This window comes from Alteromonas sp. ABV4_150 (assembly GCF_056311745.1).
The window spans coordinates 2,270,168-2,293,434 of record NZ_CM149971.1; the positions used below are offsets into that span (position 1 = coordinate 2,270,168).

Below are 23,267 nucleotides of genomic sequence, written 5' to 3' on the forward strand. Positions count from 1 at the left end.
GTTATCTGAATGATTGACCCACATATATTATCAGCCAGCACTGTAGAAAAGAACAATAACTGGCACCGATGGCTGCTTCTTGCATTACTTGTTTATGTCATGTTACTTGCGGTGAGCATGATTGGAAGTGGCTTCAAATATGCCGCTGGTGATCATGCTAGAGAGCTTTTTAATTTTGCATCAAACCCAATAATGGGTCTTATAATTGGCATGGTTTCGACTGCGTTAATTCAGTCTTCAAGTACGGTAACTTCAATTATTGTTGGTATGGTTGCAGGTGGTTTACCCATTACCATCGCGGTACCCATGATGATGGGGGCGAATATTGGTACTAGTATTACCAATACCTTGGTAAGCCTAGGGCATGTTGCTAAAAAAGAAGAATTTCAGCGCGCTTTTAACGCAGCCACTATTCATGATTTTTTCAATGTTCTTTCCGTACTTATATTCCTTCCACTAGAAATGGCCTTTGGTATTTTAGAGTATTTGAGTGGTCAGATTGTAACACTTATTCATACTCCAGAAGCGATAGGAGTGAGTGGGTTCAACCCAATAAAGGCGGCCACACAGCCAGTAACCAATTTGGTTTCTCAGTCCCTTGAGTTTTTACCTTCTGTTTATCCAGGTATCGCTAAAATTCTGATTGGTATTGCGCTTATCATGGTTTCTATTACCTATATGGGAAAGATTATGAAGTCCCTTATGGTAGGAAAAGCGAAGGATTTACTACACAAAAGCATTGGGCAGGGGCCCATATCCGGCATCACATCTGGCGCCTTAATGACGGTGTTGGTGCAGTCATCATCCACGACCACATCACTCATGGTGCCCTTAGTGGGGGCAGGGGTGCTAAAAGCCCGTGAAATCTACCCGTTTACTCTTGGTGCAAATATTGGAACTTGCATTACCGCCCTTATTGCTGCGTTAGGCGTGGCGGGCGTGAATAGCGGTTTTGCGTTACAGATAGCACTGGTACACCTTATCTACAATGTGTTGGGTGTTACACTCATTTATGGTGTTCCTGTTTTGCGTAATATTCCTATTAATTTGTCCTACCAGCTATCTGTCCTAGCTGCAGAACGAAAGATGTACGGCGCAGCTTACGTGGGGGGATTGTTCTTTGCAGTACCACTGGGAATTATTTTTACGACAATATAAAAGCGTACTGGCAGTTTTAAAATGCACTAGAGAGGTAAATGCGGACTAATTGTTTCTAATGGTGTAATACAGTTAGCGTGCCGCACTACCTGTGCGGGCCGGTATAAACTAGGCATTAAACGCATTTAGCAACCATTCGGTCAATAAAAAACGGCGTCTCTGAGCTCAGAGACGCCGTTCTAGTTTGTAAAGTTGCTTACTTATTAAAATGCGTACTTAGCAGAAACCTGGAAGCGATTCATGTCGCCTTCAAGGCCAGCTTCAATTTCCCGTTTCGCAAACGCGTATTCTGCACCAACGGTTAGCGCTTTGGTGGGTGAGTAAAGGTAATTTACACGCGTACTGTAGGTGCTCTCGGTGGTATTCAAACCGGTAAGCGACACATCGTTATCGGCTTCAAAAGCTGAGAACATAATGCTACTGCGTGCTTTCTCGCTCCATTTGTGACGATAGGCAACGCCGTAACCCATCGAGTCAATGGCTTCAAGATCGCCACTTTCCGTTAGTACGGCGCCGTTTACGGCGTTAAGTGCAGAGTATCTGCCTAACCCTGTCCCCGTATTGAACGTGAAGCGAATGTCATCGCCATTGGATAAAACGTATTTGCCTGTTAACGACACACCGAAACTGGTTTCGTCAGCGTCAATACCTGCGGCATTGTCATAAGAAAGCTGTCTAACTAAGCCTGCTACTTTCACGTAACCCCAATCTTGTTTCGACGTATAAGCTGCGACAAGATCCGGCATGCTGTTGTCGTCGCTCGTAATCCGGCCGCCGCCACCAAATGGCGTGATTGTTGATTCTGGGTTTTCCAAAGCAATCTGAAGCCCACCGTTGGTATATCTCACCATGACCTGGCGACCAAAAGTTATACCGTCTGTTGTTCCAATAAAATCTAGGGACTCTGGCAGTGAGCCTACATCCATGAAGGTAGTCCAGGTTTGACCCACCAACCAATTTTTGTAGGTAAGGTAAGCGTGACGAACACGTGGCACGTATGAGTTACTTATACGCTCATTACCGCCGCCAGTTACCACAAAATCCAGCTCAAACACACCGTTAATAGTGTCACCTTCGGCGGTAGGCGTTGAGGTGGCAAAGCGGAAACGCGATGTTCTGATGTGTGCATCGAACTGCGGGTCTTCGTCAACGCCACCAACAGGAGTTAATGAGGGAATATAAAAATCTCGGCCTACGCTACCCGAGGCGATGGTGCCATCTGAATAGTCACTTACCATAGCGTCAACTTTAACATAGCCCGTGAATTTCACACTAGTGTCGCCAATTGTTGCTGCTTGTGCTGCGCCGCCGCTCGCCGCCAGGCACAGCGCTACTGCGGTAGCGGTACTTTTTATTTTAGCTTTCATCGTGTCTGTTCCAAAAAAGTGGTTAAATAAATGTAAATTCAACGTTAACATTGTTGATTGTGTACTTATTATCTCAAATTTAAATAAGCCGATGGTCGCATAAGACTATAGTCGTAATACTTTTAGTCTAACTTTTTTATTAGCACCTTAGTTTTATGCTGCTAAGACCAAAGTCTCATTTTGCTTTGCGGGTGAATAGCTAGAGTGTTTCACCATACAACAAGAATTTTACATTATTGATATTGGAGGCAATCTTTATGACCGCCAGCAAAACTTACCCTGTGCCTGAGAACATTCTTCAATCCACTCACTTGACTGCATCGCAATATGACGAGATGTACAAGCAGTCAGTGGAGCAGCCCGAAGCGTTCTGGGCTGAGCACGCATCCATGCTTGAGTGGTATCAAAAGCCAACCAAAATTAAAAACACCATGTTTGGTGAAAATGATGTGTCTATTAAATGGTTCGAAGACGGTGAGTTAAACGCTAGCTACAACTGTATTGACCGTCACTTGGCCAATAATGCCACTAAAGTTGCCTTTCACTGGGAAGGCGACTCACCGGAAGACAGCCAAGATGTGACATACCAACAGGTGCACTATGAAGTATGTAAGTTAGCGAATGCACTTAAAGAGATGGGAGTCACGAAAGGTGATCGCGTCGCCATTTACATGCCGATGGTGCCTGAAGCTGCCTACGCGATGCTTGCGTGTGCACGTATTGGTGCGGTTCACTCGGTAATTTTTGGTGGTTTCTCACCAAACGCTATTGCCGACCGCATAAATGACAGTAGCGCAAAGGTCGTTATTACAGCCGATGAGGGGCGCCGCGCAGGAAGAAGCATTCCGCTTAAAGCAAATGTCGATAAAGCGTTAGCCGATGATGCCTGCCCGTCAATTACGCATGTTCTGGTGCATAAGCTAACGGGTGGCGATGTAGACTGGAATGAAAAACACGATGTGTGGTGGCATGAAGCTGTGGACGGTATGTCTGCCCAGTGCGAACCTGAAGTAATGAATGCGGAAGACCCGTTATTTATTCTATATACATCGGGCTCTACGGGCACGCCAAAAGGTGTGGTCCACACCACAGGCGGTTATCTGCTTTATTCTGCAATGACCTTCAGATACGCTTTCGATTACAAAGATGATGACGTTTATTGGTGCACTGCTGATGTGGGCTGGATCACAGGTCACAGCTATATGGTTTACGGCCCTATGGTAAATGCTGCATCACAAGTGTTCTTTGAAGGTGTTCCGACTTATCCCGACGTTAAGCGTATTGCCCAGGTAGTAGAAAAATACAAAGTTAATAGCCTTTATACTGCACCAACGGCTATTCGTGCCTTAATGGCTCACGGTGACGTGCCTGCTGAAGGTTGTGATTTATCGTCACTTCGCTTGCTTGGTACAGTGGGTGAGCCAATTAACCCAGAGGCATGGGAATGGTATCACCGTGTTATTGGTGAAAGTCGTTGCCCAATTATTGACACGTGGTGGCAGACTGAAACAGGCGGACACATGATTTTACCTCTGCCCGGCGCCACAGAATTAAAGCCAGGTTCGGCAACCCGCCCATTCTTTGGCATACAGCCAGCACTATTTGACGCTGACGGCAATGAGCTTGAAGGGGAAGCAGAAGGTAACTTGGTTATTAAAGATAGCTGGCCAAGCCAAGCCCGCACGGTTTACGGCGACCATCAGCGCTTTATTAATACTTATTTCAGTGCTTATAAAGGTGTGTACTTCACCGGTGATGGCGCACGTTGTGACGAGGATGGCTTTTACTGGATCACCGGCCGCGTAGATGACGTGCTAAACGTATCTGGTCACCGCTTGGGCACGGCTGAAATAGAAAGTGCGCTTGTTGCTCACTCAAAAGTGGCTGAGGCCGCTGTTGTAGGTTTCCCCCACGATATCAAAGGGCAGGGTATATACGTTTATGTAACGCCTAATGAAGGGGTTGAAGCAGACGAAGCCCTGACCAAAGAGCTCAAAGCGTGGGTACGTCAAGAGCTAAGCCCCATTGCTACACCTGATATGATTCAGTGGTCAAGTGGGCTACCTAAGACACGCTCAGGTAAGATCATGCGCCGTATATTGCGTAAAATCGCGGCCAATGAGCATGAGCAATTAGGTGACACATCTACATTGGCGGATCCATCGGTTGTTGATACACTGATAGAGGAACGTCTGAATAAGTAGAATTAAGGATATAGACAATGATAACCCTTCTAATCGCTGATGATCATCCGCTGTATCGCGATGCACTGAGAGGCGCGTTGTCGTTGTCACTTCCAGCCTTAACCCTAAGAGAAGCTGGAGATCTAAACACCACGGTCGATATTCTCAATAATGAGGATATCGACTTGTTGCTTCTTGATTTACATATGCCAGGCAGCAATGATTTATTTGGCCTGCTGCATATCCGAAAGCTCTTTCCCGAGCTACCTGTCGCCGTGGTTTCTGGTACGGAAGACACTACTCTCATTTCAAAGATTATCAGCGTAGGGGCACTCGGCTTCATTCCTAAAACTGCCAGTGCACAGGATATAGCCAATGCGGTAGAGGCTATTTTAGATGGCGACGTATGGCTGCCTGATAATTTAAGTGAAGATGTTGATGAAGTAAATGAAGAGTTTTCTGAACTCGCTGATAAGGTTGCGTCGCTTACGCCTTCTCAGTACAAAGTACTTTGCTACATGCGAGATGGTCTGTTGAACAAACAAATTGGTTTTAATTTAGATATCGCTGAAGCTACCGTAAAAGCGCATGTTACCGCTATTTTCAAAAAGCTTGGCATAAACAACCGCACTCAGGCAGTACTTATTGCTTCGCAGCTTGAGCTGGAGCCTCCGGTTCAGTAGCATCGTGCTTAAGCACGGCTTCAGACATAGCGAATTCAGGTAAAAACTTTTCTAGCGCCAGGCGGCTTTGCTCACTTAATAACGGGTTTTCAATTTCAATAATCGTACGTCCATCAACGAGAGTCATCCCTTCTTTAAAGTTCTTGTGAGCGAGCAGTAATTCTTGAAACTTTCCGGTTTCAAACAGCATCAGTAAGCCCTCTGCAATTCGTCCCGCCAATGCTTGATTGTCACTGCCAACAAAGAAAAAGATAGGGCTCGGGTATGAAATGATGAGGTTGTCGTCGATAGTTAAGCCTTTTGATAAGGTTTTGTCGGAAAATTCTTCGTTAATTTCCATGACGCTTCTTGGAAACATGTCGGCGAACCCTTCCGAAACAATGCGAAATGAAGCACGATAGGTGGTCTCTAAAACAGGAATATCGTTAGCTCGAAAAATTTTAGTATCTGGCCAGTCATAGCCGAGTACCGCGCGAAACTTTTTCAGGTCCACAAAGTTTTTCACTTCTTTTAGTCGAACATCACCTTCTTTGACAAACAAGGCGCGTTTACCGAAAAGACCGGCCATGATTGGAATGCGGATAGGAAGAAACTGACGCTCTCGTTCACTAGAGGTAACGCTCCAAGTTACGTCGAGCATATTGTGCTCTAGGCTACGTAACTGTCGTTCTTGCGCAGTTTCTTGGTCGCTAACAGTGAGTTCAAAGGTGCCGTACTGAGGCTCTGTGATACGCAAAGTTTCAGTGAGCAGTGATTTTGCATAAGAATAAACTGCATCCCTACCGGGGTGCACGTTTGGCAAGCGCAAAACAGTATGAGGTAAGTCTGTACTTACCTCATTGAAGGGCTGTTGCTGTCCACACACGTCATGTTGTGTGAATATACTGATTAGAAGAACGCTAGCACTTAGCGCTTTAGCTTTAATGTCCATATTTTTACTCACGCATTTGGTGAACACTTGCCTGCAGGCCTCAACTAAAGATTATCTAAGGCTCAATACACAGATAAGGCGCTATTAAGGCCTTAAGACTTAATTGCTAATCTTTTCCCGTCAGCAAAAAGTCGTGCTCGGGGTCTACAATAAACTGCCCACTCATAGCTTCACGTCCGAGTAGCATTAAGTAGGTCATTTCAGAGCGATCCGTTAGGGTTAATTGAATATCCCACTGGTAGCCGTCCATTATTATAGGTGTAATTATAACATAGCGCTTCTCACGTGTAGCTGTTGAACTCTTTACGCGCTTTTGTCCTTCAACTCTTGCTTCTCTGCGAACCACTCGCTCAACGTTATGGATATCTGGATGTATGTCAAACTTTATCCAAAGCTCACCGTTGTGCTCAAATTCTTCGATGTTGTCTACGTGCAGTGACGATGTTGCCGCCCCAGTGTCAACGCGCACGGTTAAATCAGAAATGGCGAGCTTGGGCAAGTCGCACAGTTCTACCGCTCCTACAATTTTTTTGTTGTTCATTAATCTTCTACCAATTTATAAAACAGTACTCTGTTCTTGAGGCAATAAATTGTCTTGCAGTAATTCTACGTGTTCAGCAACAGTATCAGGCTCTGAGAAGTACGCAATGTGGTAAACGGCTTCACCCTCTTGGGTAAGCGGAATATTTTGTTTACCAATTACAACCCCTTCAGCAGGACTTTCAAGGCTGTCTAAATAATTACCAAATGGGTCCGCAATAGTGGCCAGTTTGTCGCCTTTTGCGACATGATCACCTAGTTGGGCAAGGTGATTGACAAAACCACTTTCAGGGGCGCGAACCCAGCCACTTTGTCTGGCAATGAAACGCTCAATACTATGGCCTTTGCTGCGACTTTTGTTCAACATGCCTAAATGGCGCATGGTATTGATAATACCTTTTACGCCCGCGCGAATAGAAAATTCGTCATAGCGCAGTGCTTGGCCTGCTTCATAAAGTAAAATTTTAACGCCGCTCGCACTGGCTGCTTCGCGCAATGAACCGTCACGCAATTCAGCATTAAGCAGTACAGGAACACCGAACGCCTTGGCCATCTCTAGTACTCCTGTGTCGTCTAGGTCTGCGCGAATTTGTGGCAAATTACTTCGGTGAATAGCACCGGTATGAAGGTCAATGCCCACATCGCATTTACTCACGACTTCTTTAAAAAATAAGTTCGCTAAGCGGCCGGCAAGTGAGCCCTTTTTACTGCCAGGGAAACTGCGATTTAAATCGCGTCTGTCAGGCAAATAGCGAGATTGATTCAGCACGCCATAGACGTTAACCATGGGGACAGCTATCAGGGTGCCTCTAATTCGTTCAATCGCTTTTGAACGGATAAGACGACCCACTATCTCAATCCCGTTTAACTCGTCACCGTGAATGGCTGCGCTTACAAACATAACAGGGCCTGGCCGCTTTCCTCGTTTAACATAAACAGGAATGCTCATATTGGTAGCCGTGTATAGTGGCGGCATCTCCAACTCAATCTTTTTTGTTTCGCCAGGGGCAATATTTTCACCCCCAATTGTTAAAACATCATTTACCACTAACGTTTTCCTATATTTACGTTATTGCGTAGGTTGAAGAGATTAGCCTTTTCCGCGGGTTTTCGTTTTGTGCGGCTCTGCGCTTTTCTCAATAAATTCGATAATCATGCTGGCCACGTCTTTGTTAGTCGCTTTCTCGATACCTTCTAAGCCTGGTGAAGAGTTAACTTCCATCACGACCGGACCGTTATTCGAGCGAAGAATGTCTACACCACAGCAGTTAAGCCCCATTGTTTTTGCGGCATCTACCGCCGTTTTGCGCTCTGCAGGGCTTAGTCGAACTAGGCTTGCTTGACCACCGCGGTGAAGGTTAGAGCGAAACTCTCCTGGAGCAGCCTGACGTTTCATAGCAGCAACTACCTTTCCCCCCACAACGAAGCAGCGTATATCGGAACCGCCCGCCTCTTTAATGAATTCCTGCACCAAGATACTGGCATTTAGTCCCATAAAAGCTTCAATAATCGATTCTGCGGCTTTTTGAGTGTCTGCCAATACCACACCAATACCTTGGGTGCCTTCAAGTAGCTTAATAACAACTGGTGCACCGCCAACGGTTTTTATCACGTCGTCAATCTTATCTGGGTGATGAGCAAAGCCTGTCCTTGGCATGCCAATGCCCTTACGTGATAAAAGCTGTAGCGAGCGTAATTTATCACGTGACCGGCTGATCGCGACTGACTCGTTAAGGCTATAAGTTCCCATCATTTCAAATTGGCGAACCACAGAGGTACCGTAAAAGCTAACAGATGCACCAATACGAGGAATTACCGCGTCATAGTAGGGAAGTTTTCTGCCATTATAACGTACAGACGGTCGCGCGCTTGTGATATCCATGTAGCAGTGCATAGTATCGATAACATCGACCTGATGTCCGCGAGCCTGCCCGGCTTCGACTAAGCGTGAAGTGGAGTAAAGGCGTGGATTTCTTGAAAGAATAGCAATACGCATTATAAAAAAGCCTGTAGTTTGTGATTTATTTTGTCGTTTATTCGACGTGTCATTTGTCACGTTAGAACGTGGTTACACCAATCTGTATAAATAATGACCCACTCAGAAGGCACTGGCAAGTTTCCTAGCGAAGCGTGGGAATGCAGGAATGGCTGTTCCCTTTCAAATTCCCACAATGAAGCTAGGCAGCTTGCCAGACCTTACCGAAGGGCGAGTTTAAAATGTCCGTACTCTTTGTTGTGTCACCTTGATGTAGAACCACTACACCTGCGGTAACACGCCGTGATTACGAACACTTTAACTCTCGCTGAGCGGGAATTTTATCTATACAGGCTGGTGTCAAAATTTAGACAAGTCATTTTTGCGCGCATACTAATAGAAGTGTTCGGGGGTGTCTTACGAATAATTCTTGTTGTGTCGATAGCTTTTAATGCATGAACTTGTCTGCTATTAACGTTAGCATTGGAGCGCGCTGGCTTTTTTTGAAATAAAAACAGAGAGAAAGGCCAATATGCCTAACAAAAACAGTAAGGAAAAAATGAATGAATGAGTGGTGGCATGGTTTTTTGACATGGTTAGTTCAGTACCAGTCAAACGTCGTGTTCAGTTGTTTGGTGTTGCTTATTTATTTGACGATGTCGCGGAAGTTACTGCCAAAGTTAGAAACTAATATCGTAAAGTCAAAGCTTAAATCTAACAGTGCATTAAAAGGGCTTTTTGCCGCTCGTGTAATTGTAGCTACTGTATCATTTTCTCTGCTGCTACTGGCATGGGGTATTGATTTCTCGGGCTTACTCGTACTTTCCACTTCGATCATTACGATAACCGGTGTTGCACTTTTTGCGAGCTGGTCGCTCATCAGCAATATTACGGCTTACTTTATTTTGCTTACAAATGTGGCGTATAGCAGAGGCAATTATGTACGCATTCTTGATGGCGATAACTTCATCGAGGGCGTTATTGCGGATGTTGGACCATTTAGCACTCGTTTAATTACCGCAGAGCGCGAAACGCTAATGTACCCCAATAACTTGATATTAACCCGCCCGGTTTTGCTTAACCCTAAAGAAAAGTGGGGGGCAATGGGTAAAGTGGTGGCTAAGTCTAGTGTAGAAACGCCGGTGGTTAGAGCAGAAGAAGCTAAACCGCACGACGAATTATTTTAGGTGGCTTCTTGCCCTATTAGTGTTAAAAAACGCTCAAGAAGCCATACAAACTCCAATGAACTAAACATTTTTGGCTTCTCTTATATAGCGCGTCATACTTTGAAGGAGGGCGCGCAGTTTCGCCGGTTTTAAGGGCTTGGCCAAGAAGTTAACGCCTTGTTCTTTACACTGAGTTACTAAATTCTCATCCGGAGTTGCAGTTATAAGCGCCGCCGGTACAACGATGTTTAGCCGCTGCCTTATTTCCTCAATCAGTGCCAGCCCATTTTTTTCGCTATCGTGACTGAGTTGAAAATCCATCAGTAAAATTTGGGGCTGTATAACTTCACAGACCTTCAATGCATCATCCCAGTTATTCGCCAAGAAGACATTAATCCCCCATTTTTGTAATAGAGTTTGCATAGCATCTAAGTTTTCTCTTTGATCGTCCACACAAAGTACATTCATTCCAGTGAATGTGGTACTGCGAGGTTTTACTATAATATCAGGCGCTTGTTTAGGCTCGGCTTTTTCTAGAGAAAATGCAAAGCAGCTTCCTTTTCCTACCTTCGAGTTAACCTTAATATCGCTGTTAAGCTGAAGACCTAAGCGGCGCACTACACCTAAACCAAGGCCCAGCCCATGCTCTTTGCTCTCATTGGCGCGAAAGAAATCGCCAAATATGCTGTCTTTTTTATCATCTGAAATACCAATGCCCGTATCGAGAACCTTGAAGTAAACGGTTCCCATAATAGGTTTTACAGTAAATAGAACGCGACCTTTTTCGGTGTATTTCACTGCATTTGATAACAAGTTTTGGGTTATTCGATATAAATAGGTTCTATCCCCTCGTACCCAACAAGGGCGGATGATGGCTTTAAAGCCAAGCCCTTTCTCGCGGGCGCGCATGGCCATTTCATCTACCAGCGGAGAGAGAAGGGCGTTCACATCAATAGACTCGATATCAGGCTTCATTTCCCCCTGGTCGAGTCGAGCAATATCCAACAGTGTGCCTATCAGTGTTTCACTTGAGGTAACGCTATGGCCAAGCTTCTGAATGATAGCTAAGGCCTGCTCAGACAGTTCCTGCTCTTCCAAAGCACTCACGTAGAGTTTAGCTGCGTTAAGCGGCTGCAGTACATCATGACTTGCCAAGGCTAAGAAACGGGTTTTACTGGCGTTGGCATCTTCAGCAGCTTTTCTAGCTCTTATTAATTCTTTTTCCGCTTCGGAACGGCGTTCTATTTCAAGGCGAAGCTCTGCGTTAATGGAGTGCACTTCTTCCGTACGCTTCTTGATACGGGCTTCAAGATCAATGTTGGACTCTTCAAGTGCTTGCTGAATCTCCACATGCCCTGTGATGTCGTTGAAGCTTGTTACAAAACCGCCTCCGGGAAGTGGATTTCCTACCATTTCAATGACCCGACCATCTTTACGCTGTCGTGTGAATCGATGTGGCATGCCGGAGCGAAGATGTGCCAAGCGCTTTTCTACTTCAGCATCTACATCGTGAGTACCAAACTCGCCTTGAGAAGCGTTGTAACGTATGAGTTTTTCAATGGGAGTGCCAACCGCAAGTAAGTTGTCAGGGTAAGGGTAAAGATTTGCGTAACGTTTATTCCAAGCAACTAAATTCAGATGCTTGTCTACCACGCTAATGCCCTGGTCCATGTTTTCAAGCGAGGTTAATAGCGCTGTCATATTAAACTGCATCGCCTGAGTGGTATCGTCGAAAAAGTTAATTACCTCAGTAAAATCCATTTTTTTGCCACGTAGCGCGCTGTCTAGAAGTACTTTTGCACTAGAGGCACCAATAACCCCGCCAAGGGCGCGTTCACAGAATGATAGAAACGATTCATTAGGCGTGTCAGTGTGGCTTAATTGGCAATTGTTTAATTGTTGATATTGGGTAAGAAGCTGATCGCAGCGACCTGTACCCATAAAAGTTGAAAGCAACGTGACAAGGTCAGAAACGGTAACGTTCGTCGCCTGGGCTTTCACTGTGTTGTTACTGGAAATAGCGGGGGAAACGAACGCTTCTGCCTGCATTCTGTCGATGAGGCGCTGGGGAGCAAAATGAGAAAAGAGTATGTACACCAAGCTATTTGCAGCCAAGCTAATCATTGCCCCTTGGCTTATTAGTTCGTTTTGCTCCATCTGTGAAACTTGCTCACTTACAATAGGAAGCACCAACCAAAGTACCCAAATTATAAGCCCTACCATAAGCCCTGCATAAACGCCGTGAGCATGAGCGCGTTTCCAATAAAGGCCACCGACGATGGCAGGCATCAGCTGGATTACCAGAGAAAAAGCAATAAGGCCAATAGAGTGAAGAGAGCGACTGCTGGTCATTTGCTGGTGGTATAAAAAAGCCATCAATAAAATAAAGGCAATGACAACCCGTCGAATAAGTCGAATCTTTCTAGATATGTCTTTTTTGTCATCGGTATTGCCGGTAAACGCTAGAATACGTGGCAATATCACATCATTAGTAAGCATGGTGCTTAAGGTAAGCGTGGCGACTATGATCATAGCAGTAGCTGCAGACAGCCCACCTACAAATACAATCACCTGAAGAAGCGCAGATTCCGAAAACATTGCCAGAGACAAGACATATGAGTCAGGTTCAATGCCTTGGCCAGCAAAAATGGCTTTGCCTGCGATAGCAATAACAGGAATAACCGCGGAAATAATGGCTAGGTAGAGCGGGAAAAGCCAACGCGCCGTGCGTATGTGCCCAAGGCTTAAGTTATCGATAATGGCGACGTGAAACTGACGAGGTAAGCAAACAATGGCTGCTGCCGCCATGATGGTTTGTGCAATGAAGCTAAATGAACCGAATTGAGCAAGCGCAATCTCGTTAGTAAAACTTTCGAAAAATGCACCAGATTGAGTTCGTTTCCATGCGCTGTAACCCACAATAGCAACCAGTACCAAAGCAAGTAGCTTGATGGTCGACTCAAACGCTATGGCCAACATCAGGCCACGTCGATATTCTGTTACATCAGTTTGGCGTGTACCAAAATAAATGGCAAAGGCAGCAATAAACCCCGTGGCGGCAATGATAATGCCATTGCTATTGGGCTGCTGCGTTAGCAGTTGAAAAGTAGCGCCTACCGCTTTTAGCTGAAGAGCGATGTAGGGAATGGTTGCGAGTAGAGCAATCAGAGTAACGACTAAGGCGACGGTTTGGCGCTTGCCGTAGCGTGACGCAATGAAGTCTGAAATGGTTGTAATATGCTGCTTTTTACTCACCAATGTCAGTTTAAAAATAAACTTGTATCCCAGTACGTAGACTAAGATGGGCCCAAGCATAATTGGCAGGTAAATCCATGTATCTCTGCTCGCTTGCCCCACCATGCCAAAGAAAGTCCAAGCGGTACAATAGATTGCCAGCGCTAGTGAATAAATGGCGGGATGAGAAGTTAGTGCTCTTGCTGTAGGCGAGTTCTTCTCTCCCCAACTTGCCAATGAAAACAGCAAAAAGAGGTACAAGACTGCAAGCGTTACCCAACCAAAAACCATAATCTTCCCTTAACCTACTTTTAACAACTGTGCCGATATTATAATCATTTCGACCATGGTCTACCTACGACCATGGTCTCATTTTGAAATTCTCACCTCAGGTCTAGAGTAGTAGCTGACCTCCTAAATGCTTGACTTTTGCTGCTTTGTTTCTGCTTTATGCAAAAGTTTCAAACGCAGCAATAACGTTAACAAAGCCGAGCGTTAGGGAATTGTAAAATCATAACAACTAGTTAACCTGACATGAGGGTGAAACAATGGCATTTAGAAACGAAGAGGACAAAAAAGCCTACTGGAGTGAAAACCTAGCGCTCCTAGCTAAGCTTTTAGTCGTTTGGTTCATCGTATCATTTGGTGCCGGCATACTGTTTGTCGATATCTTAAATGAAATTCAGTTTTTTGGCTTTAAATTAGGCTTCTGGTTTGCACAGCAGGGCTCAATTTATGTATTTGTTGCATTGATCTTTGTCTATATGGCGAAGATGAACGCCATGGACAAACGCTACGGCGTAGATGAGGAGTAAATCATGGACGTTCAAGCTTTAACATTTATTATCGTTGGCGCGTCGTTCGCGCTGTATATTGCAATTGCAATTTGGGCTCGCGCTGGTTCGACTAATGACTTCTATGTAGCGGGTGGTGGCGTGCCTCCTGTTATGAACGGTATGGCTACGGCAGCAGACTGGATGTCGGCAGCATCATTTATTTCGATGGCGGGTCTTATCTCATTTATGGGATATGATGGTGCGGTATACCTTATGGGTTGGACCGGCGGCTATGTTCTATTGGCACTTTGTTTAGCACCTTACCTACGTAAGTTCGGTAAGTTTACGGTACCTGACTTTATTGGTGATCGTTACTATTCACAAACAGCACGTACCGTTGCGGTATTTTGTGCCATTTTCGTATGCTTTACATACGTCGCAGGTCAGATGCGTGGCGTGGGCGTGGTATTCAGCCGCTTCTTAGAAGTGGATATTGTGTCTGGCGTTGTTATTGGCATGGTGATCGTGTTCTTCTACACCGTACTTGGCGGCATGAAAGGCATTACCTACACACAGGTTGCTCAGTATTGCGTCATGATCTTCGCGTATATTGTTCCTGCTGTGTTTATCTCAATGATGGTTACAGGCCATATTCTTCCACAAACCGGTTTTGGCGCTACATTAGCGGACGGTTCAGGGATGCACATGCTACAGAAACTCGACAATTTATCCGTCGAGCTCGGGTTCAATGAATACACCTCGGGGACAAAAAGTACTATTGATGTATTCTTTATCACCTTTGCACTAATGGTGGGTACTGCGGGTCTTCCACACGTTATTGTTCGCTTCTTTACAGTGCCTAAAGTTCACGATGCGCGTAAATCTGCAGGTTATGCCCTAGCGTTTATCGCAATTTTGTACACTACAGCACCGTCGCTAGCAGCATTCGCTCGTGTGAATATGATTGAAACCATTAACGGTCCAGAGTTGACGGGCACTAGTTATGCAGAAGCGCCGTCGTGGATTAAGAATTGGGAACAGACTGGCCTTATCGCGTTTGAAGATAAAAATGGCGATGGCAAAATGTTCTATTCGGGTGATGAGCGCAACGAAATGAAAGTTGACCGCGACATCATGGTATTAGCTAACCCTGAAATTGCGAACTTACCAGCGTGGGTGATTGCACTAGTTGCGGCAGGTGGTGTGGCAGCAGCACTGTCAACGTCCGCAGGCTTGCTGTTGGTTATTTCAACTTCTGTCTCCCATGACTTACTGAAACGAAACTTTATGCCAAACATTACCGATAAAGCCGAGCTTATGTACGCTAGATTGGCAGCAGCGGTGGCCATTGTCATAGCAGGTTACTTCGGTATCAATCCGCCAGGCTTTGTTGCGCAGGTGGTGGCATTTGCCTTCGGATTGGCGGCGTCGAGTTTCTTCCCGGCAATTATTATGGGTATTTTCAGCAAGCGCATGAATGATAAAGGGGCTATTGCTGGCATGATTTCAGGTATCGCCTTCACTGCGGCTTACATTATTTACTTCAAGTTTGTAAATCCGGCTGCTAATACGCCTGACAACTGGTGGTTTGGTATCTCTCCTGAAGGTATTGGCACTTTAGGCATGATGGTGAACTTCATTGTGGCTTTCCTAGTGTTTAAAGCAACAGATGAAGCGCCAGAAGAAATCCAAGAATTGGTTGAGAGCATTCGTTACCCTAAAGGAGCGGGTGAAGCATCAGCGCACTAAGTTAGTATTGCCTTAAGGTAGGCTTTAGCTAAATAAAACCAATCTACTGGCGAAAGTGAGTAGGTTGGTTTTTTCTTTTTGTGAAACGGAAAACCTCTATGACTGCAATGGCTAAACAAGTTGAAGACTTTCTTAATACGTCTGCGCCTTTTGATGTGCTGGACAAAGAGCAGAAGCTTACAGCTTGTAAAACACACAGAGCTAATCTATTTGACTGCTGATAATGTGGATCAGGTTCTGACGGGTAAGGTCGCACTTTTTCTCATTCAAAGCGGCCAGTTTTCAGTGAAAGACTCTGACGCTCCCATCCAGCATTTAAGTGAAGGTGACTATTTCGGTTACGCAAATATTATGGATGAGCGAAATTTTCCATTAAGCATAACGGTAGACAGCCCAGGGCTAGTCTATTGTTTTGAGGCGTTAGCTGTCGAACCTTTATTAGAGATACCTGTAATACGATATTTTTTTGAAGGACTTAGCAATAACGTTCTTCAAAATCATGCTATCGCAGATAGTAATTCAATGTGGCTTTACAAGGGACTTTTAGAAGTTATTGAAAAAGCCCCCGTCTCCGTGGACGCTCAAACCCCTATTACGGCAGCTGCTCAATTAATGACATCGCAAAAAGTCTCCTCTTTATTGGTAACTGAAAAAGAGAAGCTAATTGGTATTATTACTGACCGCGATTTAAGATCGAGAGTGGTGGCAGCCTGTTTAGACCCTCATCTTCCCGTGAGTCAAATAATGACAGCTAACCCGGCTCAGATTATGGGTAACAGGACCTTATTTGACGCTTTAGCGCTAATGACGGAAAAAAACATTCACCACTTGCCTGTTATTGAGCATCAAACGCTAGTCCCTCTTGGTATGGTCACCGCCAGCGATATCATTCGTCATCAGCGAGGTAACGTACTTTTCATCATTGGTGAGCTAAGCAAAGCTGATAATCTTTATGAGCTTACTCGCCTGTCGTGGCAACTGCCTCACTACTTTTCGGCTCATGCGAAAAAAGCGGGTGATTACGATATTGCAGGGAAAATATTGTCACAAGCAACCGATATCATGACCAGAAAGCTAATTGGTTTCTTCCAGCAGGCAAATGGAAAAGCGCCCATGATGTTTGCGTGGCTGGTGTATGGTTCTCAAGCCAGAGAAGATCAAACGATGGGCTCAGACCAAGACAATGGGTTACTTCTGGCAAAACGACCTAGCGAAGCTCAATCCGAGTACTTTTCAAATATGGCAGAGTACGTATGCAACGGGTTGGCGAAGTGCGGCATTAAGCTTTGCGATGGTAATATTATGGCCAGTAACTCAAAGCTTAGGCTCTCCCTCGACGAGGCACTAGAAGAAGCTAAGCAATGGGTAAAAGCGCCCACTAAAGATGCAATTATGCACTTTAATATTTTTCTGGATGTGCGGTGTGCTGCGGGCGATGTAAGCTTATTTAAGCAGCTTCAAAAACAGCGGGCTCCTTTAATGCAACAAAACATGTTTTTAGCCGCTCTTACGAGGAATAGTAACGAAATATCGGTGCCTCTTTCCATGTTCCAAAAGTTTGTTTTTGAGAAGGGAAGAAAAGAAAAGGACGTTATTGATCTAAAGACCCGCGCTGTTGCTTTAATAAACAATATTGCAAGAATTTACGCCCTCGCAGATGGCGTCACCTTACCTAACACGCTTGCGCGCTTAGACGCATTATCAGCCAGTTCTCAACTTTCAAAACGCGACGCTGCTAACCTTAAAGATATTTGGTTGTTCCTCAATCGTCTACGCTGGCGTCATCAACTTGAAAATAAAGTTACCGACAATCGCGTGTCCATATCAAGCCTGTCATCAATTGAAAAGCATCAGCTAAAAGCGGCTTTTAAAGCGATAGAAAGAACTAATCAAGCTATGGTGATGAAGTTCTCAGGTGGCGTGAGTTAATCGCTATGATTAAAAGATGGATAAAGGCGTGCGTACAGACGTTTACGGGGAAAACTAAGCTGAAGCAGCGCCTTCGTGAATTCAATGTTTATAGTACATCGTTTACGGCAGTGGATTTAGAGCTCACTTCGCTAAATCCTTCAATCACGCAAATTACCTCTGTTGGCTATGTGAGTGGTATGGGCGGGCGTATTGATTTGTCGACGAGCGGCTATCATGTCATCAATACAACTGCAGACTTAGGGCAAAGTCCTGTGATTCACGGGTTAACCCGCGATATCTTGCAAAAAGGTGAAAATTTAGCAGATGCACTTGATGTTGTCGCACCGCTATTCAAACAAAACATACTCATTTTTCATAACGCTAGACTGGACTTAATGGCTTTAGACAGAGCTTATAAACAATGCGCTTTACCAAAGTTGGAGGTGATTTATATTGATACTCTTCAGCTTGCGCTGTATCAGCTAAACAAGCAGCATCAGGTTTTGCCAAGTAACAGTGCGACGTTGAGTGTATGCCGTCAACGCTTAGACCTTCCTGCTTTCAACGAACATAATGCGCTAGACGATGCTTTAGCTACACTTGAGCTTTACTTCGCCCAATTGGCAGAATTAGGAATAACAAAAGAGGCTACGCTAGACTGCCTTGTTCACACGGGAGCTATAGGTTGCACTGAATTAGGTAATGAATAGAAACTATAGTACTTCGGCTATAAAGCTCTCAACACTGTTCTTGAGCGTCCGATGAGAATGCGTGGTTTTTGGTTTTATTAATCACCGACAGTGTGGGGGCGACTAAACAGTTCCGCCCGGAGGTTTTAGCGGCGTACAAGTTTTTATCCGCTTCCAGCATTACATAGTCAATCGTTTTGTCATCGTTAGCGGTTTTTATCGCTAAGCCAGCACTTAATGTTACGCGCTCATATTCAGATGATGTGTGCGGAACGTTAAGGTTATAGACAGTTTCTAAGAGGCGCTCAGCAACTATTTTAGCGCCCTCCAAATCAGTGTTAGGCAACATCACTAAGAACTCTTCACCACCGATCCTCACCAATTTATCCATAGGCCGAAGGAGTGCGTCGGTAATTGTTTTACTTACCTTCCATAAACAGCTATCGCCTTCCAAATGCCCATACATATCGTTAAAAAGCTTAAAATGGTCGACATCAAATATAACCAAAGACAGTGGAGTAGCATTGCGTTCGCTGTCTTTAACAAGTCGGGGAAGATAATCGTCCAGATAGTGTCTATTGTATGCGCCGGTGAGTTTGTCGATATAGATTAGTTTTTCTAAGAAATCACTTCTGAGCTTGTTTTGAAGATGAGACTTCACACGGTTACGCAGCGTACAGGCGTTGACGGGTTTAACAACAAAGTCTACACACCCTGAATCCCAGCAGCGTGATTCTTCCTCTTCTGTTGATGAAGAAGTAACGAAAATGACAGGTATATTCTCACACGATTGTTTTTGTCGAAGCAGCCTAGTGGTTTGATGCCCATCTAATTCTGGCATGGAGACATCCATAAGGATCAAGTCAGGCTTGTTGTGCTTGCAGTACTCGATCGCTTCTTTCCCCGAGCTCACAGAATAACACTCTACAATTTCTTCAAGTAGAGTTTTTAAAACGAGTCTGCTGCTACCTTGGTCGTCGACAATTAAAACGCTGCAATCAGCTAAGGTTCGACCGCCGACTTGATCGATGTACACTGGGGCTCCTAACACAAATATGTGCGTTCAGTTGTTAAGAATACGCCTGTATGCAGAAAAGAACATTAATCAAAAGTGTAATATTTGGGCGTAGAATTTAGTTCTCTGCTTATCCGCATCTTCGAAAGAGTTTTTAATACGTCAGGCGTTTTTTCAAAATAAAAACATAATTCGTAATACAAATGGGGAGGTGAAGCCGTTTGTCATCAGAGAAACAAACTAAAAAACGCCAACCCAAAAACCCCGAGGGTACACAGGGTGCCCAGCATATAAAAATAGCTTCTTGGGCTAGGGTTCTTTTCTGTGGCAATAGCATAGTACAGTGCCATATGAATGATACGACTTAGCGCGAAAGCCCAAACTAAAATGGCAAGTATGTCTGTTGGCGCGCCAAGAAACATACATAGCAAAGCGGGAAGTGTAAATTGGTGAATATTTTCAAGCGAGTTGTGAAATGTTCGGTGGCTTCGAAATACAAAACTATCGTGGCTCAATTCTTCGCTGACTTTACCGGGAATGTAACGCGACTGCTTTCTATGCGCCACCGCGGCTACGATGTTTTGAACAAACACGGTTAAACTAATAACTAATAGTCCTGCAATACTGTATGTGTAAACCGCGAACATTTGAACTCCTTCTCTGGTTTAGTGAGAAACCTTATATGTTTATAAGTGCAGTAATACCGAGTTGATTGACTCTATCCACTTAACGTTCTTCAATGGCAACAAGGCAGTTTCGCAGCCTTTGTCGAATTGACTTTGTTTACGCGGTAATTATTTGAAGAGATCGATAAATGTTTATAAAAAAACATAGACCCACTGACGTCGGTCTATGCTCATCTTTTTATAACTGTTGTAGATCGATTTATAGCGACGCTTTTACGTCGTCTGGAAGTAATACGGTATCAATAACATGAATAACGCCATTGCTGGTCATAACATCAGCTTTGATAACTTGAGCGTCATTTATCATGACCTTATTCATTGTAGTAGATACCATTACCTTACTACCCTCTACCGTAGTGGCATCAGAGAGCGCTGCTACATCTTTTGCTGTTACTTTACCTGCTACCACATGATAGGTAAGAATTTTTGTTAGCGTTTGCTTGTTTTCAGGTTTAAGCAGCATTTCAATTGTTCCATCAGGTAATGCTGCAAATGCATCATCGGTCGGCGCAAAAACGGTAAATGGGCCATCCCCTTTCAATGTACTGACTAAATCAGCAGACTTAACGGCGGCCACAAGTGTTGAAAACATATCATTACTAGCAGCAGTGTCGACAATATCTTTTTGCTTACCTTCTGCATGATGACCCGCGAAAACGCTTGTGCTCAGTACAATTAAAAACAACGCACTCATTAACTTCTTCATAATCTTTCCTTCAATGTGTAAATGGGCTTTAAATGAAATTCACCATCCTTCGTATCGCCTACTACTTAAAGACAGCCACTGAAAGCTACTGAATTGAGTTTTGTTACGGCAATACCTAACAATTTGATGATTAACTTTGTGTAATGCGGATAAAGGAGCGGCTAGTACCGAAAGAAGGTGAGGGATGCATCAACAAGTTAGCCTAGGTCTTACTTATTTCTTGCCATAAAGTGCAGCCTGGTAGAATGTAAATAAAATGTAAAAATTAGTATGGGTGCTATAATTATAAACTATCGAGTGACTATTGAAGGTTCCTGGTATGAATGCTCGAGCAGTTTCTTTATTACTTTTTGTAGGCTTACTTAGCGCTTGTCAGTCCACGCAAGAGAATAGTGTAGCGGCAGCGCCGACACTATTAAACGATAGCTTGTTTTCTTCTCATCATTTATTTCCCGTCGAGTCTATCGATGATATTTTTTTTCTGGGAGAAGACGCTCGTATCTTTGCTGAGAATGCGGTTTATGAAAAAAGCATTACGGGGAAAAACGTAAAAGGGCTAGTCAAAGCTATTTTTGATCATTCGGACTACGGCGTGCTGTATCGCAATAGTGCGAACACGACGGCAGACAGTACATTTAATAATCGTGCAGCAAACTGTTTATCCCTATCAATTATGACTTATGCACTGGCTGAGCATGTAGGCTTAACCGCGACTTTCTACGAAGTGGATATTCCTGAGTACTGGACTAGAAGGGAGGGGTATAGCTTGCTAAATGGTCATATCAATATGCGAATCTCAATACCTGAAGCCAACCACGTAACATCGATTGGACGTTCATGGGCAGACGTAGACTTTGACCCCCAAATGTTGCGCAATTACTTTCCTAGAAAGCCTGTGTCAAAAAACAAAATTGTATCTATGTACTACAACAACAAAGGGGCTGACGCGCTTGTTGCTAATAGGTATACACGGGCTTATAGCTATTTTCGCGCCGCCGCCACATTGTCCCCTGAATTGCAGCAAAGCTGGGTGAACCTAGGCGTTCTTTACAGAATGGTGGAAGCTTATGATCAGGCGGAGATGACTTATAAACACGCTCTCTCCGTCAATAAAGAAAACCTAACAGCGTGGGAAAATTTATCTATTCTTTATACCCATCAAGGCAGAGATGAGGAAGCAATGCAGATCACGCGAATGGTCGAAGCAAAGCGTAAGAATAACCCTTTCTATCATTACATTTTGGGAGAGCAAGCTTTTGATGCTGGTAAGCTTAACGCTGCAATAGCGCACTATAGAAAAGGGCTAAAGCTTGATAACGCGCGTCACGAAATTTTGTTCGGCTTGGCCAAAGCGTATCACGAGTTGGGAGATGTTAGCGAAGCACAACGCTTTTTAGAAAGGGCCGTGAAGCATTCACCAAACGAACAAGATAAACAGCGCTATTCTTCTAAATTAGCGACCTTAGCAAGCAACTAAAAAAAAGCCGCAGACTAGCTGCGGCAAAAAGAATAACACTACAAAAGGAACTTAATTTATATAACGCCCAGCTCACGAAGGCGCTCTTGCAGGTATGACCCTGCGGTATGACGTTCTGAAAGAACAACATCTGGTCTAGGGTGTAAGAATAGTGGCAATGAAATACGAGACTTCGTCATGTCAGTGCCATCTGGGTTTACAACCCTATGCGTAGTTGATGGAAAATATCCGCCGGATGCTTCTTGAAGCATATCGCCAATATTCACTATTAAGTTCCCGAAATCACAAGGAACGTCAATCCAACTGCCGTCTTTAGCTTGTACTTGCAATCCAGGCTCGTTGGCTGCAGGCAAGATAGTAATCAAATTAATATCTTCGTGAGCAGCAGCGCGAATTGCATCAACTTCTTCATCACCTTTTAGTGGTGGGTAGTGCAGTATACGTAGCAAGGTTTGATCAGAATCTTTGATCATGTCACCTAGCGGCTGACTGTACTTATCGCTCACCTCTGAAGGAGAGTGCTTTTCTATCCAACCCAATAGCTCTTTCGCTAGTGTATTAGCTTCCTCATAGTACTGAGAAATCTGCGGGTGTAGCGCTTTTGGACACTGACCCCACGGATAGAAGTGGTAATACTCTTTAATATCTTTTTTCGTAAAGCCTTTAGCTACCTCAGAAACACTCTGAGGGAAAAATCCGTCTTGTTTACCTTTGTTGTACAGGTAATCGTTCTTCTCTTCACTGTCGAAGAAGCCCTGCCAATTGTCGTAAATACCTTGAACTAATGACTGTTGGATAGGGTGATTTTTCAAAACACCGAACCCTGTCTCGCGAAGTGACTTCACGAATTCTTCTTGTGCGTTTTCCGCTTGGTAATCAACAGCAACTAATTGCATAACTTTATCCCGTATATTTTGACTGCGGCATTATAAAGGTAGACGGGCTACAGAAAAAAGTCGCAGAAATTGACATAAATCAATACCGCGAAGAATTTGCGCGTAATTTACAGAAACCTGACCAG

Annotated in this window: 18 protein-coding genes and 1 pseudogene; 9 read left to right on the forward strand and 10 right to left on the reverse strand. The window is 44.4% G+C overall.

Going from position 1 to position 23,267, the window contains the following annotated elements:
* The first annotated feature begins 9 nt into the window (after window positions 1–9).
* Window positions 10–1,158 (forward strand): Na/Pi symporter, encoded by a 1,149-nt coding sequence (locus tag ACYX4M_RS09945; protein ID WP_476079972.1) that lies wholly within the window; start codon window positions 10–12, stop codon window positions 1,156–1,158.
* Between the two features lie 203 nt (window positions 1,159–1,361).
* Here the strand turns inward: ACYX4M_RS09945 and ACYX4M_RS09950 are convergent, their stop codons facing one another.
* Window positions 1,362–2,525 carry a DcaP family trimeric outer membrane transporter gene (locus ACYX4M_RS09950; protein ID WP_476079973.1) on the reverse strand — a complete coding sequence of 388 codons (1,164 nt, stop codon included), beginning with the start codon at window positions 2,523–2,525 and terminating at the stop codon, window positions 1,362–1,364.
* Window positions 2,526–2,782: 257 nt separating this feature from the next.
* Here ACYX4M_RS09950 and acs point away from each other — a divergent pair, with 257 nt between their 5' ends.
* Both acs and ACYX4M_RS09960 read left to right on the forward strand, forming a co-directional pair.
* The gene (gene acs / locus ACYX4M_RS09955) at window positions 2,783–4,729 is read left to right on the forward strand and encodes an acetate--CoA ligase (protein WP_476079974.1); all 1,947 of its coding nucleotides are present in this window, start codon (window positions 2,783–2,785) and stop codon (window positions 4,727–4,729) included.
* 17 nt (window positions 4,730–4,746) lie between these two features.
* The gene (locus ACYX4M_RS09960) at window positions 4,747–5,391 is read left to right on the forward strand and encodes a response regulator (RefSeq protein WP_476079975.1); all 645 of its coding nucleotides are present in this window, start codon (window positions 4,747–4,749) and stop codon (window positions 5,389–5,391) included.
* Here the strand turns inward: ACYX4M_RS09960 and ACYX4M_RS09965 are convergent.
* The 4 genes from ACYX4M_RS09965 to rimK all read right to left on the reverse strand — a co-directional run bounded on the left by ACYX4M_RS09965 (window position 5,351) and on the right by rimK (window position 8,858).
* A complete protein-coding gene (locus ACYX4M_RS09965; RefSeq protein ID WP_476079976.1) occupies window positions 5,351–6,322 on the reverse strand; it encodes an amino acid ABC transporter substrate-binding protein in 972 nt (323 codons plus the stop codon). The two genes, ACYX4M_RS09960 and ACYX4M_RS09965, sit on opposite strands and share 41 nt — an antisense overlap.
* 106 nt (window positions 6,323–6,428) lie before the next feature.
* Window positions 6,429–6,863, reverse strand: coding sequence for an ATP-dependent zinc protease family protein (locus tag ACYX4M_RS09970; protein WP_476079977.1), 435 nt, complete (start codon window positions 6,861–6,863; stop codon window positions 6,429–6,431).
* A gap of 15 nt (window positions 6,864–6,878) precedes the next feature.
* The gene (locus tag ACYX4M_RS09975; RefSeq protein ID WP_476079978.1) at window positions 6,879–7,910 is read right to left on the reverse strand and encodes a succinylglutamate desuccinylase/aspartoacylase family protein; all 1,032 of its coding nucleotides are present in this window, start codon (window positions 7,908–7,910) and stop codon (window positions 6,879–6,881) included.
* A 42-nt stretch (window positions 7,911–7,952) separates the two neighbouring features.
* Window positions 7,953–8,858, reverse strand: a complete 906-nt coding sequence (gene rimK, locus ACYX4M_RS09980; protein ID WP_334060863.1) for a 30S ribosomal protein S6--L-glutamate ligase — start codon at window positions 8,856–8,858, stop codon at window positions 7,953–7,955.
* A 542-nt stretch (window positions 8,859–9,400) separates the two neighbouring features.
* Here rimK and ACYX4M_RS09985 point away from each other — a divergent pair.
* A complete protein-coding gene (locus ACYX4M_RS09985) occupies window positions 9,401–10,024 on the forward strand; it encodes a mechanosensitive ion channel domain-containing protein (RefSeq protein WP_476079979.1) in 624 nt (207 codons plus the stop codon).
* Window positions 10,025–10,084: 60 nt separating this feature from the next.
* Here the strand turns inward: ACYX4M_RS09985 and ACYX4M_RS09990 are convergent, their stop codons facing one another.
* Window positions 10,085–13,528 carry a PAS domain-containing hybrid sensor histidine kinase/response regulator gene (locus tag ACYX4M_RS09990; RefSeq protein ID WP_476079980.1) on the reverse strand — a complete coding sequence of 1,148 codons (3,444 nt, stop codon included), beginning with the start codon at window positions 13,526–13,528 and terminating at the stop codon, window positions 10,085–10,087.
* A gap of 257 nt (window positions 13,529–13,785) precedes the next feature.
* Here ACYX4M_RS09990 and ACYX4M_RS09995 point away from each other — a divergent pair, with 257 nt between their 5' ends.
* From ACYX4M_RS09995 to ACYX4M_RS10010, 4 genes and pseudogenes are all read left to right on the forward strand, one after another.
* Complete coding sequence (locus ACYX4M_RS09995; RefSeq protein WP_039216401.1) at window positions 13,786–14,052, forward strand: DUF4212 domain-containing protein; 267 nt, start codon at window positions 13,786–13,788, stop codon at window positions 14,050–14,052.
* A 3-nt stretch (window positions 14,053–14,055) separates the two neighbouring features.
* Window positions 14,056–15,762 carry a sodium:solute symporter family protein gene (locus tag ACYX4M_RS10000; RefSeq protein ID WP_476079981.1) on the forward strand — a complete coding sequence of 569 codons (1,707 nt, stop codon included), beginning with the start codon at window positions 14,056–14,058 and terminating at the stop codon, window positions 15,760–15,762.
* Window positions 15,763–15,860: 98 nt separating this feature from the next.
* Window positions 15,861–17,691, forward strand: a pseudogene (locus ACYX4M_RS10005) (putative nucleotidyltransferase substrate binding domain-containing protein).
* Window positions 17,692–17,696: 5 nt separating this feature from the next.
* Window positions 17,697–18,383 carry a 3'-5' exonuclease gene (locus tag ACYX4M_RS10010; protein ID WP_476079982.1) on the forward strand — a complete coding sequence of 229 codons (687 nt, stop codon included), beginning with the start codon at window positions 17,697–17,699 and terminating at the stop codon, window positions 18,381–18,383.
* 28 nt (window positions 18,384–18,411) lie between these two features.
* Here the strand turns inward: ACYX4M_RS10010 and ACYX4M_RS10015 are convergent, their stop codons facing one another.
* From ACYX4M_RS10015 to ACYX4M_RS10025, 3 genes are all read right to left on the reverse strand, one after another.
* Window positions 18,412–19,398 carry a GGDEF domain-containing response regulator gene (locus ACYX4M_RS10015; protein ID WP_476079983.1) on the reverse strand — a complete coding sequence of 329 codons (987 nt, stop codon included), beginning with the start codon at window positions 19,396–19,398 and terminating at the stop codon, window positions 18,412–18,414.
* 206 nt (window positions 19,399–19,604) lie between these two features.
* A complete protein-coding gene (locus ACYX4M_RS10020) occupies window positions 19,605–20,024 on the reverse strand; it encodes an MAPEG family protein (protein WP_476079984.1) in 420 nt (139 codons plus the stop codon).
* A gap of 238 nt (window positions 20,025–20,262) precedes the next feature.
* Entirely contained in the window at window positions 20,263–20,769 is a 507-nt protein-coding gene (locus tag ACYX4M_RS10025) for a fasciclin domain-containing protein (protein WP_476079985.1), read from the reverse strand.
* Window positions 20,770–21,088: 319 nt separating this feature from the next.
* Between ACYX4M_RS10025 and ACYX4M_RS10030 the strand changes: the two genes are divergently transcribed.
* On the forward strand, window positions 21,089–22,246 hold the full coding sequence (locus ACYX4M_RS10030; protein ID WP_476079986.1) for a tetratricopeptide repeat protein: 1,158 nt from the start codon (window positions 21,089–21,091) through the stop codon (window positions 22,244–22,246).
* A gap of 56 nt (window positions 22,247–22,302) precedes the next feature.
* Here ACYX4M_RS10030 and ACYX4M_RS10035 read toward each other — a convergent pair whose 3' ends face one another.
* Window positions 22,303–23,142 carry an isopenicillin N synthase family dioxygenase gene (locus ACYX4M_RS10035; RefSeq protein WP_476079987.1) on the reverse strand — a complete coding sequence of 280 codons (840 nt, stop codon included), beginning with the start codon at window positions 23,140–23,142 and terminating at the stop codon, window positions 22,303–22,305.
* Window positions 23,143–23,267: the final 125 nt, after the last annotated feature.

Bases quoted from the DNA above. Each gene is read 5' to 3' on its own strand.
- ACYX4M_RS09945 (WP_476079972.1), top strand. From the start codon at position 10: ATGATTGACCCACATATATTATCAGCCAGCACTGTAGAAAAGAACAAT.
- ACYX4M_RS09950 (WP_476079973.1), bottom strand. From the start codon at position 2,525: ATGAAAGCTAAAATAAAAAGTACCGCTACCGCAGTAGCGCTGTGCCTG.
- acs (WP_476079974.1), top strand. From the start codon at position 2,783: ATGACCGCCAGCAAAACTTACCCTGTGCCTGAGAACATTCTTCAATCC.
- ACYX4M_RS09960 (WP_476079975.1), top strand. From the start codon at position 4,747: ATGATAACCCTTCTAATCGCTGATGATCATCCGCTGTATCGCGATGCA.
- ACYX4M_RS09965 (WP_476079976.1), bottom strand. From the start codon at position 6,322: ATGGACATTAAAGCTAAAGCGCTAAGTGCTAGCGTTCTTCTAATCAGT.
- ACYX4M_RS09970 (WP_476079977.1), bottom strand. From the start codon at position 6,863: ATGAACAACAAAAAAATTGTAGGAGCGGTAGAACTGTGCGACTTGCCC.
- rimK (WP_334060863.1), bottom strand. From the start codon at position 8,858: ATGCGTATTGCTATTCTTTCAAGAAATCCACGCCTTTACTCCACTTCA.
- ACYX4M_RS09985 (WP_476079979.1), top strand. From the start codon at position 9,401: ATGAATGAGTGGTGGCATGGTTTTTTGACATGGTTAGTTCAGTACCAG.
- ACYX4M_RS09990 (WP_476079980.1), bottom strand. From the start codon at position 13,528: ATGGTTTTTGGTTGGGTAACGCTTGCAGTCTTGTACCTCTTTTTGCTG.
- ACYX4M_RS09995 (WP_039216401.1), top strand. From the start codon at position 13,786: ATGGCATTTAGAAACGAAGAGGACAAAAAAGCCTACTGGAGTGAAAAC.
- ACYX4M_RS10000 (WP_476079981.1), top strand. From the start codon at position 14,056: ATGGACGTTCAAGCTTTAACATTTATTATCGTTGGCGCGTCGTTCGCG.
- ACYX4M_RS10010 (WP_476079982.1), top strand. From the start codon at position 17,697: ATGATTAAAAGATGGATAAAGGCGTGCGTACAGACGTTTACGGGGAAA.
- ACYX4M_RS10020 (WP_476079984.1), bottom strand. From the start codon at position 20,024: ATGTTCGCGGTTTACACATACAGTATTGCAGGACTATTAGTTATTAGT.
- ACYX4M_RS10025 (WP_476079985.1), bottom strand. From the start codon at position 20,769: ATGAAGAAGTTAATGAGTGCGTTGTTTTTAATTGTACTGAGCACAAGC.
- ACYX4M_RS10030 (WP_476079986.1), top strand. From the start codon at position 21,089: ATGAATGCTCGAGCAGTTTCTTTATTACTTTTTGTAGGCTTACTTAGC.
- ACYX4M_RS10035 (WP_476079987.1), bottom strand. From the start codon at position 23,142: ATGCAATTAGTTGCTGTTGATTACCAAGCGGAAAACGCACAAGAAGAA.